We start from the raw sequence: 11,869 nt of genomic DNA on the forward strand, positions 1-11,869 counted from the left end.
GCGCTCACTGGCGCTGAAAGGGCGCCGGTTCGATGCCTGGGCCGAGATCGAGGCGGCGGTGGAACGGGCCACCGCCTACTGGAACGTGCACAAGCACCCCTTCGTCTGGGGCAGGCGCAGGCGCCATCGCGCGCCGAGCCGCCTGGGCGTCGCCACGCTCCCGAATGTCTAAACAACTTGGTGGATGCACCACTAAGGCCTCTGCCGGGGTTCTGCCGCCGAGCGCCGAGTGCGGGCGTTCGTCGTTGTAGTAATCGATCCAGCGGCTGATCCCTACTCTGGCCTCGCTGCCCGTTTCGAAGGCGTGGAGGTAGACGCATTCTTATTTCATCGATCGCCACAGCCGTTCGATGAAGACGTTGTCCATCCACCGGCCGCGCCCGTCCATCGACGCCCGAATGCCGGCTGCGGTCAAGAGGCCGGTGAAACGTAGGCTGGTGAACTGGCTGTCCTGATCGGTGTTGAAGATGTCCGGCCGGCCGTAGTGCGTCATCGCCTCCTCCACGGTCTCGATGCAGAACTCGACTTCCATGGTGTTCGACAGACGCCAGCTCAGGACCTTGCGTGTTGCCCAGTCCGTCACCGTCACCAACCCTGGCCATCCCATCCATCGCCTGCTTCTTCCAGGCGTAGATCAGCGGTCTGGTGTACGCCGTGCTTGGAGATCAACTGCGACACCGTCAGCTCGCCCAGGATCGCCTCCAGCGCCACCTTCGCCTTGATCTCTGCCGAATACCGCTTCCGTTTCCCGTCATAGGGGCCGTGCTTCTTCCTGGGCGAACCAAGCTTATCCGGCTGTCCGGAAAACGGAGACTACCTCAGGCTTTAATCCGTCAGAAACCTGATCCACTCCCGCAGGACCGCTTCCGGACAGAACCTCCAATATCTTCGTCCAGGATCGGGTGGGTACTCTGAAGCTGTCTTCGCGCGCTGGATATTTGTCTGTAAGCGGCCCAAGATGGCAGGAGCAACAGCGCGACTGCTCATGCGCATGAAGGGCTCAAGACAATGTCCATTGTCCATCGCCTACTCCTGCTTTTGCTGGCCATCACCCCCTTGGTCGGGTTTCAAATCCACACACAGCTTGAGCTGCGCACAGCTCGTGAAGCGGAACTCCAGCAGCATGCAGAACACATCCTCGATCTCCTTGAAACCGAGCAACAGCGCATCATCGACAACCTCCAGAGCATTCTGACGACGTTGTCTGCCACCGCCGCCGAAGCCCTGTCAGGTCCCGCTTGCCAAGCCACAATGGACCGTGTCAAAGGCGGCATTCCGGAATATCTGACGATTGAAGCTACTGATCTCCAGGGCACCGTCCGCTGCTCCACCGATCCGCAGGGTGTGGGAGTCTTCCTGGGTAACCAAGTGAATGTTCAACGGGCACTGGAGACCGGCCGTTTCTCAGTCGGCAGCTTCGGCATAGCCTACGGTATCGGCAATCCCATCCTTCCCTATGGCTTGCCATTCGATATGCCTGACGGCCAACGCGCCGGGGTGATCACCGGCCTGCTCGACCTCAAATGGCTAGAAGAGTACCTGGCCCGCAAACCCTTACCGCCCAACACCTCCATTCTGTTGACGGACGCCACCGGCGTCGTCCTTGCTCGGGTCCCTGAGCGCCCAGGGGTGGTCGGAAGCAGCCTTCCAGAGCGCTTCCGCCACTTCCTGCAGGGCGATCGGCACGGCATGGACGAGGTGATCGGTATCGATGGCATCACAAGGGTCCTTGCCTACTCCCCGCCCGCGGCCGGTGCACGTGGCATGATGCTGGGGATCGGCATCGACAAACAGGCTGCGCTGTGGCCTGTCGAATACGTAGCACTCTGGTCAATGGCGCTCACGGCACTTCTCCTTCTTCTCTCCATAGTCGGTGCCTTCTGGGGCATTGGACGCCTGTCGAAACGGATTGAAGCCGAGCGGTCATTGCTGAAGGCGGTGCTCCAGAACCTGCCGGTGGGCGTCGTGGTGGCGGACGTGGCGTCCAACCGGCTGATCGTCCACAACGCCGCCGCAGAGCGCCTGATGGGTCGTCCAATCGCGGCCACCGACACGGTGGAGGAGTTCAACAAGCCGGTATTCCACCCCAATGGATACCCGTACAGCAATGATGAGTGCGCGCTCGTCCGCGCCATACGCAACGGGATTGCCATGGAGCAGGAGGAGATGCTGTACCGGCACCCCGACGGGCGTCTGCTGCCGCTGATCGTCAATACCTCTCCGGCGCAAGATCACGAAGGCCATGTCACATTGGCCGTCGTTTCGATGATGGACATTTCCGGGCGCAAAGCCATGGAAGCGGCTCTGCGCGACAGTGAAGTACGATATCGTGGATTGGTCGAGACCCAGGCCGACATGGTGATACGCTTCGACGCTGCAGGCCGGTTCACCTTTATCAACGACACAGCATGTCGGTTGCTCGGACGGTCTCGCAACGCGCTCCTCGCCTCGTCCTGGTGTGACGCCGTGCATGCCGAGGACATCTCCACCATTGAGCAGGCGATTGAGCAGACCCTGATCCCGCCACACCACCGCGCGTCGGTGGAGAACCGCATGCTCACAGTCGAGGGGCCGCGATGGTTCTCCTGGGAGGGCTACGCCATCTTTGATGAGGCAGGCCAGTTCGCCGAGGTCCAAGCAGTCGGCCGCGACGTCACCGACCGCAAGCGGATGGAGAACACTCTCAAGGCGGCCAGAGACGAAGCCGAGCGGGCGAACCTGTCGAAGTCGAAATTTCTGGCCGCCGCCAGCCACGATCTGCGCCAGCCCATGCAGTCGATGTTCCTGTTCGCCGCCGCGCTGCAGCCGCATGTCAGCAGCCAACGGGGCCACCATGCGTTGACGATGCTCGAGCGGGGGCTGGAGGCAATGAAGGGCCTGCTCGACAGCCTGCTCGACGTGTCGCGCCTGGATGCTGACGTTATCCGACCGGTGATCGAAAACCTCGAACTCCGGCTGGTTCTCGACCACATCGGCGCCGCCTACCAGCCGGTGGCGGCGGCCAAAGGGCTGGAACTCCAGGTGAAGAACCCCCATGATGTCGTCGTGCGCAGTGACGGTAACCTGCTCGGCCGCATGGTCCGCAATCTGGTCGAGAACGCCATCCGCTACACCGAGCAGGGCTTCGTACGGCTGGAATGCCGGCTGGTCGACAGCCATGCACGCATTGAGGTGCACGACACCGGAATCGGCATTCCCGGCACTCAGTTGGAGCGCATCTTTGAAGAGTTCCACCAATTGGGCAATACGGAACGAGACCGGAGCCAGGGACTTGGGCTGGGCTTGTCCATCGTCCAGCGCCTGTCGAAGCTGCTCGACCACCCTGTCACCGTGGAGTCGGAACCGGGCCGCGGATCGGTGTTTTCGATCGAGGTTCCTTTGGGAGAGGCAGGGGGCCTGGCCGCCAAGGCGCCAAGCGCTCTTGCTCCCCCGGACGGGGATGGCCGGTTCGCGGTGCTGATCGATGATGACACCACAATCCTCTTGGGCCTCCAGGCCATCTTCCGGGAGTGGCAGTACCAGACGCTGATCGCCACCTCTGGCGCGCAGGCCGTCGAACGCCTGATGGCCGCTGGCCGCCTCCCGGATGTGATCATCGCTGACTACAGATTGTGCGGTGGTGAGCGCGGAACCGATGCCGTTCAGCGCATCCACAAGGTTCTTGGCCGGACTGTTCCGGCCATCATCCTGACTGGCGAGACCGGTTTGGATTGGCAACGCGAGGCCACCACCCTCGGCTTTGGCGTCGCGTTCAAGCCGATTGCGCCCCGCCAGCTTCTTAACGTGCTGCGCACGCATCTGGGCGACGCGGCGTAGCCACAATCCTGATGTCCCATCTCAGCCCACCTTGAGCAGCCGCACGCCCGCATCATGGTCAACTCGGTCTTTGGTAAAGGCACTCCACTCGAGTGCGTTACAACCACCGGCGCCACGGGAAGTACAGGTATGGCAGTGTGCCGGTGGCGACCATCAGGACGAGAGCGTAGGGGTAGCCAAACAGCCAAGCCAGTTCAGGCAAGTGCTGGAAGTTCATGCCGTAGATGCTGACAACCCGGGTCGGAGGCGTGAGCACCACCGACACGATGGAAATGATCTTGATAATGGCATTCTGCTGGATGCCGGTCAGGTCGACAATGGTGTCCAGCATGAACTGAGATGGCATCCGGATCTGAGGAAGGTGACGAAGCGAGAGTTCTGCTCCTATAAGAGGCGGTTTCCAGAACCCTCTTTCGATGATCACCCGTCCGGAAACCGGCTGATCTGCCGTCGCTTTCTTGTGCCTTTGGCGCAGAGAGGCGGGTATGGGACCGACAGTTGCGGACTCGGTGGCGGGGATCAACGACCGAATGGAGGATCGGCCTACCAGCCCCGCGCGTCGGTCGATGTCCACTGCGGAGGTCGATGCAATAATTCGCGTCTTCCTGCGTGAGGACGTCAAATGGCGCAAAATTCCCGGTGGAGGACGGGCGTGCCTCGGACTCCGCCTGCGATCGTGCTATGCGCTCCGCTGTGACATCGACCTGTTGTCACGAGGGACCCCAAGCCTACACCCGCTGTTCGATGTCGTTGTTCATCGCCCATACCGCCGCTTGGGTCCGGTTGCTGACGTTGATCTTGCGAAGCAGGCTCTTCACGTGGACCTTTACCGTCGCCTCAGTGACGCCCAAGTGGATGGCAATATGCTTGTTGGTGTTGCCATTGAGCAGGCAACGCAGAATTTGACTTTCCCGCTGCGATAGGCTCTTGCGTAGGTGCTCTGCTCTCAACATCATGCCCTTACTGCGATCACTGATGAGCAGTGCAGCCAAGTCAGTCGGAAACACCTTCTCGCCCATCATCACCAGCGTCAGCGATTGCATCAGAGCTTCACTAGTGATGTCCTTGCGCAGGTAGCCGTCTGCACCAGCACGCAATGCAGTGGCCAGACGCTGCGTATCCAATTCCTCCGTAAGGACAACGAGGCGAGCGTTGGGATGTGCGTCTCGCAACGTCTGGAAGGTGTCGTCTATAATATCGGACAAAGCCGGATCGATCAGCAACAGTTCCGCGGCGGCGTTAATAGGGTCATCTGGCCTAGCTCCCTCGCCCACAACGCGGAAGCGCGAGCCGTCTAACAGGCGCTTTATGCCCTCTCGGAACAGGCGGCAGGGATCGATGAGAGCAAGGGTCACGATGATCATGGCCGAGGTTCCGCTGTGAAGCAGGGCCCGAACTTCTCCGAGACCCAATTGCTATCATTTTGTACTGGGGTTAATTGGGCAGATCCTAAATAAATCACGCCATCAATCAACATGGCATCAGCACGGTAGCTTAGGAATAGTAGGTCGGACATCTTCGCGCCCCTATTGATATGCCCGGCGCATAACCATGAGAAAAGCCAGTTGCACATCTCATGATTAGGCGCAGCTTCACTTCAATACAGGGTGGGGGAATGTACGGCTGTGACTCTGAGGGATGATGGCGTCTCTCTTAACGAAGGACGTTGGTGTAAAAAGGCCGAGCTGATGGCGGTCGGGAGGGCGAGCGGGTATAGAAGCGGCCCGCTGAGTCCGAGACCCCGATGCCCCCAAGGCCAACGAGCCGCGCCGCCACAAGATCCCGAAGGCCCGGTACCGTGTGGAGAACTGGGCGGCCTACGATGCGGCGCTGCGCCAGCGGGAAGACCTGACGATCTGGGTGAGGCCGGAGGCGATCACCGCGTCGACGCCGCCCGCCACGGGACGGGGTGGCCGGCCAGCGCGCTACTCCGACATCGCCATCGAGACTGGGCTGATGCTGCGCCTGGCGTTCGCTCGGCCGTGGCGCCAGACGGAGGGTTTGCTGGGCTCGCTCATGCGCTTGCTCGGCCTCGACCTCCCGGTTCCCGATCATACGACATTTTCCCGGCGCAGCACCAATCTGGCTGTCGCGTCGGCGCTGGCCAGAACGGACGGGCCGGTGAGCGTGGTCATCGATTCCACCGGGCTGAAGGTGTTCGGCCGGGGCGAGTGGCGCCTGGAAAAGCACGGCGGCACGGCGAGCCGATGCTGGCGCAAGCTGCACCTGGCCGTCGATCCCGTCACCGACGAGATCCTCGCCTCGGCGTTAAAGGGCAACGAGGAGGGAGACGCCTCGCTGGTCGGTCCGTTACTCGCCCAGGTCACGGGCCCGATTGGCGCGGTCCTGGCGGACGGCGCCTACGACGGCGAGCCAGTCTATCGTGCTGTCGCCGCGCGTGCGCCGGACGCGGAGGTGATCATCCCGCCGCGCGCGACCGCGGTGGTGAGCGACACCGCCGAGAGCGCGCCCACCCGGCGCGACCGCCACATCAAGACGATCAAGGAGCGTGGTCGGCTGGGCTGGCAGCGAGCCGTGCAATACGGCAGGAGATCGTTGGTCGAGGTGGCGATGCTCTGGTACATGGTTTTGATCGGACGCAGCCTGCGCGCCCGCACTCTGCCCGCATAAAAGGCCGAAGCCAAGGCCGTCTGCGCCGTCATCAATCGCATGACCAGCCTCGGCATACCAACCTCCCGGAAGGTCACCTGATCTCCATCGCCTCTGAGCGAAATCTGTCCGCAGGCCGAGTTCTGCACCACAGTCTCATCACGCCGTTCTCGTCATGATCGCCTTGGCCTTTCTCCAGCACCTCCGGCTCGCCCGCGCGGCGGAGTGGGGAAAAAGGGCGAGCGGCGACAGCGGACCGCCGCCTCAACCAACGCTGCCCGTCGTCCGGCAGGCGATCCTCGCGCATATCCGCACCGAGACGCCAATCCGATATGCGTGCTGTCGGTGCCGGCTTGTCCGGCGCATGCAAGAGTAGAACTTCCAAAGTAATACTGGCTGTTTTTGGCGCCATTCCCACCACCATCATTGTCGACTTGGTTGTTTCTCATTCACGTTTGCCAGCCAATGCCCGATAGGCTTCTGCGGATTGTCCGACGCCTCGCTCCAGCCGGGCGGGACGCCCTGCATGTCGGGCAGGCGGTGGGCGATGCCCTTGTGACAGTCGATGCAGGTGCGCTCGCCGCTGAACAGGTACTGCTCGTGGATGCGCGCCGCCCGCGCCCCCTGCTTGGTGATGTCCATGGAATCGGCGCTGTGGCAGTTGCGGCATTCCAGCGAGTTGTTGGACTTCAGCCGCGCCCATTCATGCTCCGCCAGTTCGCGGCGCATGGCCACGAACTTGTCGCGGGTATCGATGGTGCCGAAGATCTTTCCCCAGACCTCCTTCGACGCCTGCATCTTGCGGGCGATCTTGTCGGTCCACTCGTGCGGGACATGGCAGTCGGGACAGGTCGCCCGCACGCCCGACCGGTTGGTGAAGTGGATGGTCTGCTTCATCTCCTCATAGACGTTCGACTGCATCTCGTGGCAGCTGATGCAGAAGGCCTCGGTGTTGGTCGCCTCCAGCGCGGTGTTGAAGCCGCCCCAGAAGAACACGCCTGCCAGGAAGCCGCCCAGCGTCAGAAACCCCAGACTGAGGGTGCGGCTGGGGCGGGAGATGGTCTGCCACGCCTGCCGCACCGAGACCGGAATGCGCGCCTTCATCGGCGGTCTCCCCGGTCGGATGGCCGGCTGACCAGGGTGTCGAGGTCGGTGAAGGTGTTGGGGACGATGGGCTGCGCCGTCGTCTGCGGCACATGGCACTGCATGCAGAAATAGCGCCGTGGCGCGACGGCACCCAGTGTCTGGCCGTCACGGTCGACGTAATGGGTGATGCTGACCATCGGCGCCTGCACCGCCTCGGTGAAGCGGCGGCTGTGGCAGGTCAGGCACTGGTTGTTGTTCAGCGTGATCTGATAGTCGCGGACATTGTGCGGGATCACCGGCGGCTGTTCGGGGTAATTGCGGGCGACCCGGCGGTCGTCGGTGACGTCGGGGGGGATCGCCGGGGTGTTGTTCTGCTCAACGAAGTTCACCGGCGGGCGGAAGGGCGAATCCAGCCGGCGCGGTTCGGCATTACCGCCGGCATTCTGGGCCGACAGCACCGCCGGCACGAGGAAGGGCAGCACCGCCAGGGCGGCGAGGTGATGGGGACGCATGGCTCAACTCCTCCCTCAGACCGCGACGATCTTGACGGCGCATTTCTTGAAGTCGGACTGCTTGCTGATAGGGTCGGTGGCGTCCAGCGTGCACTTGTTGATCAGCCGGGCGGAGTCGAACCAGGGCACGAAGACCACGCCGCGCGGCGGCTTGTTGCGCCCGCGCGTCTCCACCCGCGTCTGCATTTCGCCGCGCCGGGACATCACCTTCACCTCCGACCCGCGGCGCAGGCCGCGCGCCTTGGCGTCGTCGGGATGCATGAAGACCAGCGCCATCGGCATCGCCTTGTACAGCTCCGGCACCCGCATGGTCATCGATCCGCTGTGCCAGTGCTCCAGCACGCGGCCCGTGACCAGCCACAGGTCGAAATCCTTGTCCGGTTCCTCGGCCGGCGGCTCGTAGGGGAAGGCGAAGATGTTGGCCTTGCCGTCCGGGTTGCCGTAGAAGCGGACGTCCTCGCCCGGCTTGACGAAGGGGTCCAGCCCCTCGCGGTAGCGCCAGCGCGTCTCCTTGCCGTCCACCACCGGCCATCGCAGCCCGCGCACCTGATGGTAGGTGTCGAAGGGCGCCAGATCATGGCCGTGGCCGCGACCGAAACCGGCATATTCCTCGAACAGGCCCTTCTGGACGTAGAAGCCGAAATCCTTGGACTCGTCGTTGGCGTACTCGGCATTCACCTCCGACAGGGGGAAGCGGTCGACATTGCCGTTACGGAACAGCACGTCGAACAGCGACTTGCCGCGATAGGAGGGGTTGGCGTCCAGGACCTCCGCCGGCCAAACCTCGTCCGTGGTGAAGCGTTTGGAGAACTCCATCAGCTGCCACAGGTCGGATCGCGCCTCGCCCGGCGCGTTGACCAGCTGGTGCCAGAAATGGGTGCGGCGCTCGGCATTGCCATAGGCGCCTTCCTTCTCCACCCACATGGCGGCGGGCAGGATCAGGTCGGCGGCCGAGGCGGTGACGGTGGGGTAGGCGTCGGACACCACGATGAAATTCTCGGGATTGCGGTATCCGGGATAGGTCTCGTTGGCGCTGTTGGGGGCTGCCTGGAGGTTGTTGTTCACCATGATCCAGTAGGCATTGAGCTTGCCGTCCTTCAGCATGCGGTCCTGCTGGACGGCGTGGTAGCCGACCTTGGCCGGCAGCAGCCCCTTGGGCAGCTTCCAGGCCTCCTCGGTGTGGGCGCGGTGGGTCGGGTTGGCGACCTGCATGTCGGCGGGCAGGCGGTGGGCGAAGGTCCCCACCTCACGCGCGGTGCCGCAGGCCGAAGGCTGGCCGGTCAGCGAGAAGGGGCTGTTGCCGGGTTCCGAGATTTTCCCGGTCAGCAGATGGATGTTGTAGACCATGTGGTTCACCCACACGCCGCGGACATGCTGGTTGAACCCCATGGTCCACAGCGACATGACCTTGGTCTTCGGGTCGGCATACATCTCGGCGAGCGCCAGCAGCCTTTCCTTCGGCACCTTGGTCAGTTCGGCGGTGTAGTCCAGCGTGTAGGTGCTGACGAACTTGGCGAAGGCATCGAAGTCGATGGGCTTGGAATCCGACGGATCCTTGGCATTGGCCGCCCGCACCTCCAGCACGCTTTCCGGGCGCAGGCCATAGCCGATGTCCTTCTGCCCCAGGCGGAAATTGCAGTGCTTCTCGACGAACTCCTTGTTCACCCGGTTGGTCTGGATGATGTGGTTGGCGATGTAGTTCAGGATCGCCAGATCGGTTCCCGGCTCGAAGATCATCGGGATGTCGGCCAACTCGAAACTGCGATGCTCGAAGGTCGACAGCACCGCCACCTTCACATGGCTGTGCGCCAGCCGGCGATCGGTGATGCGCGTCCACAGGATGGGGTGCATCTCCGCCATGTTGGAGCCCCAGAGGACGAAGGCGTCGGCATGTTCGAAATCGTCGTAGCAGCCCATCGGCTCGTCCATGCCGAAGGTGCGGATGAAGGCGACGGCGGCCGACGCCATGCAGTGGCGGGCGTTGGGGTCCAGGTTGTTGGTGCGGAACCCGGCGCGCATCAGCTTGGACGCCGCATAGCCCTCCCAGATCGTCCATTGGCCGGACCCGAACATGCCGACCGCATCCGGCCCCTTGGCCTTCAGCACGCGCTTCCACTGGCTGGCCATCTCGTCGAAGGCGCGGTCCCAGGAGACCGGCAGGAACTCGCCATCCTTATGGTACTTGCCGTCGCGCATGCGCAGCAGCGGCTGGGTCAGGCGGTCCTGGCCATACATGATCTTGGACAGGAAATAGCCCTTCACGCAGTTCAGGCCGCGGTTCACCTCCGCCTGCATGTCGCCGTGGGTGGCGACGACGCGGTTGTCCTTGGTCGCGACCATCACGCCGCAGCCGGTGCCGCAGAAGCGGCAGGGCGCCTTCGACCATTTCAGCGCCGTATCCTCGCCCGCAACCATCGAACTCTGGGCGGCGGCCGGCAGGCTGATGCCGCCTGCGGCAGCGGCGGCGGCCACCGCCTGGGCCTTGATGAAATCGCGACGGTCCAACATGGGCGTTCCCCCTTTTCTTCTGGCGTTCGGGTCGGGCAGGCAGGGCAGGGCGGGTCAGCGCTTTGCCGGTCAGGGTTTGGAAGGCGGCACTCCCTCCACGCGGTCGACATGGTGGAAGACCATGACCGCGGAGAACACGCCGTCCAGCAGATGCAGCGCGGTCATGCGGTCGGCGATCCAGCCCTCATGCGGTCCTTCGACGGTGACCACCATCTTGCCGGGCTGTTCGATGTGAAGCTCGGTCCCGGGCATGGCCGTGATTGCCGTGCGGACCGTCGGCTGACGATCAGGTCGCACATGCAGCAGCAGCGAGGCGATGTGGAGTTCGCCGGCGGGCGCCAATCCAACGGTGTCACCAAGCGGCATGGGCTGGGCTCCCGGTCTGGTGGTCGAGGGTAACGGCACCGGCCGGGCAGGCGGCAACGCAGGCGCCACAGCCGGTGCAGGCGGCATCGTCGATGCGCGCATGGGCGGCCCCGCCCGCGGCGGGGAGGAAGCGGATGGCCCCTTCCGGACAGGCATCCTGGCAGCTGCGGCACACCACCCGCCGCACCGCCAGACAATCGTCGGCGACGGTGGCACGCAACGTCCAGGGTGCGGCCGTGGTATCGAAGATCGGCTCGGCACAGGCATCGGCGCAGGCGCCGCAGAAGCTGCATTCGCCGCGCGTGAAGTCGACCTCCGGATAGCCGCCGTCACCCGGACGCAGGATCGCCTCCGGGCAGGCGTCGGCACAGGCGCCGCAGCGGGTGCAGAGCGTGGTGAAGTAATCGGGACGCGACCAGGGCGGATGGATCGGTGCGGGACCGCTTGCCGGACGGCCCCGCAGGAAGCTCCGCCGTCCCCTGTCGATGGCATCGGCGGCCATGGGGAGGCCTCCGTCAAACCGGCGGCGGACCGGGCGGACCCAGGATCAACTGCGACATCCAGACGGCGAAGCCATAGCCGCCGACGATGGCGATCGACAGCACCGGCCAGATGAACACGGCCAGCAGCAGGAACATGGCGATCTCGCGCCGGCGGGTTCCCGGATCGACCGGCGGAACCGCTCCCGGCGACAGACGGGGATCGGCAGAGCTGGAAGCATCGGTGCGGCGGGCTGGGCTGGGCTGCCGGGCTACGCTCATGGAATGCTATCTACTGATCAGTTCAAGGCTCAATACAGAACACAAAAAGCGTTTGGATGTTCCGCTCTTAGAAGCTGTTTGCAGCGGGCATGCCCCAGCCGATGCTGACCGGTATGCTACTTTAAGCTGGAGAGGGAGGTTGCGCCGCGGGCGCGGTCTGGTATGGCTGAGGCTGTCGCCAACAGCCATCAGGCACCAGTCTATGGGCAC

Annotated in this window: 9 protein-coding genes and 2 pseudogenes; 2 read left to right on the plus strand and 9 right to left on the minus strand. The window is 63.6% G+C overall.

The features are described from left to right. Window positions 1–196: 196 nt before the first annotated feature. A pseudogene (locus tag VD964_RS25425) lies at window positions 197–604 on the minus strand (transposase); the annotation flags it as partial. 404 nt (window positions 605–1,008) lie between these two features. Between VD964_RS25425 and VD964_RS25430 the strand changes: the two are divergent. Then, the gene (locus VD964_RS25430) at window positions 1,009–3,816 is read left to right on the plus strand and encodes an ATP-binding protein (protein WP_324871269.1); all 2,808 of its coding nucleotides are present in this window, start codon (window positions 1,009–1,011) and stop codon (window positions 3,814–3,816) included. A gap of 97 nt (window positions 3,817–3,913) precedes the next feature. Here VD964_RS25430 and VD964_RS25435 read toward each other — a convergent pair whose 3' ends face one another. Then, window positions 3,914–4,162: a CorA family divalent cation transporter gene (locus VD964_RS25435; protein WP_324871277.1), complete on the minus strand. Its 249-nt coding sequence runs from the start codon at window positions 4,160–4,162 to the stop codon at window positions 3,914–3,916. Window positions 4,163–4,544: 382 nt separating this feature from the next. Continuing rightward, window positions 4,545–5,180, minus strand: a complete 636-nt coding sequence (locus VD964_RS25440; RefSeq protein WP_324871270.1) for a response regulator transcription factor — start codon at window positions 5,178–5,180, stop codon at window positions 4,545–4,547. Between the two features lie 415 nt (window positions 5,181–5,595). Between VD964_RS25440 and VD964_RS25445 the strand changes: the two are divergent. After that, a pseudogene (locus tag VD964_RS25445) lies at window positions 5,596–6,528 on the plus strand (IS5 family transposase). A 321-nt stretch (window positions 6,529–6,849) separates the two neighbouring features. Here the strand turns inward: VD964_RS25445 and VD964_RS25450 are convergent. From VD964_RS25450 to napE, 6 genes are all read right to left on the minus strand, one after another. Further along, entirely contained in the window at window positions 6,850–7,530 is a 681-nt protein-coding gene (locus VD964_RS25450; protein WP_324871271.1) for a cytochrome c3 family protein, read from the minus strand. Continuing rightward, window positions 7,527–8,024 carry a nitrate reductase cytochrome c-type subunit gene (locus VD964_RS25455; RefSeq protein ID WP_324871272.1) on the minus strand — a complete coding sequence of 166 codons (498 nt, stop codon included), beginning with the start codon at window positions 8,022–8,024 and terminating at the stop codon, window positions 7,527–7,529. Before VD964_RS25455 ends, VD964_RS25450 begins: the two co-directional genes overlap by 4 nt. A 15-nt stretch (window positions 8,025–8,039) precedes the next feature. After that, window positions 8,040–10,532: a periplasmic nitrate reductase subunit alpha gene (gene napA, locus VD964_RS25460; protein WP_324871273.1), complete on the minus strand. Its 2,493-nt coding sequence runs from the start codon at window positions 10,530–10,532 to the stop codon at window positions 8,040–8,042. 69 nt (window positions 10,533–10,601) lie between these two features. Continuing rightward, a complete protein-coding gene (locus tag VD964_RS25465; protein ID WP_324871274.1) occupies window positions 10,602–10,898 on the minus strand; it encodes a chaperone NapD in 297 nt (98 codons plus the stop codon). After that, complete coding sequence (gene napF / locus VD964_RS25470) at window positions 10,885–11,400, minus strand: ferredoxin-type protein NapF (RefSeq protein ID WP_324871275.1); 516 nt, start codon at window positions 11,398–11,400, stop codon at window positions 10,885–10,887. Before napF ends, VD964_RS25465 begins: the two co-directional genes overlap by 14 nt. A gap of 13 nt (window positions 11,401–11,413) precedes the next feature. Further along, window positions 11,414–11,659, minus strand: a complete 246-nt coding sequence (gene napE / locus VD964_RS25475; RefSeq protein ID WP_324871276.1) for a periplasmic nitrate reductase, NapE protein — start codon at window positions 11,657–11,659, stop codon at window positions 11,414–11,416. Window positions 11,660–11,869: the final 210 nt, after the last annotated feature.

The organism is Azospirillum sp. (assembly GCF_035628975.1).
Taxonomy (GTDB): Bacteria; Pseudomonadota; Alphaproteobacteria; order Azospirillales; family Azospirillaceae; genus Azospirillum.

Excerpts from the sequence above, each read along its gene's own strand:
- VD964_RS25435 (WP_324871277.1), bottom strand. The coding sequence starts at position 4,162 with ATGCCATCTCAGTTCATGCTGGACACCATTGTCGACCTGACCGGCATC.
- VD964_RS25465 (WP_324871274.1), bottom strand. The coding sequence starts at position 10,898 with ATGCCGCTTGGTGACACCGTTGGATTGGCGCCCGCCGGCGAACTCCAC.
- napF (WP_324871275.1), bottom strand. The coding sequence starts at position 11,400 with ATGGCCGCCGATGCCATCGACAGGGGACGGCGGAGCTTCCTGCGGGGC.
- VD964_RS25455 (WP_324871272.1), bottom strand. The coding sequence starts at position 8,024 with ATGCGTCCCCATCACCTCGCCGCCCTGGCGGTGCTGCCCTTCCTCGTG.
- VD964_RS25450 (WP_324871271.1), bottom strand. The coding sequence starts at position 7,530 with ATGAAGGCGCGCATTCCGGTCTCGGTGCGGCAGGCGTGGCAGACCATC.
- VD964_RS25430 (WP_324871269.1), top strand. The coding sequence starts at position 1,009 with ATGTCCATTGTCCATCGCCTACTCCTGCTTTTGCTGGCCATCACCCCC.
- napA (WP_324871273.1), bottom strand. The coding sequence starts at position 10,532 with ATGTTGGACCGTCGCGATTTCATCAAGGCCCAGGCGGTGGCCGCCGCC.
- napE (WP_324871276.1), bottom strand. The coding sequence starts at position 11,659 with ATGAGCGTAGCCCGGCAGCCCAGCCCAGCCCGCCGCACCGATGCTTCC.
- VD964_RS25440 (WP_324871270.1), bottom strand. The coding sequence starts at position 5,180 with ATGATCATCGTGACCCTTGCTCTCATCGATCCCTGCCGCCTGTTCCGA.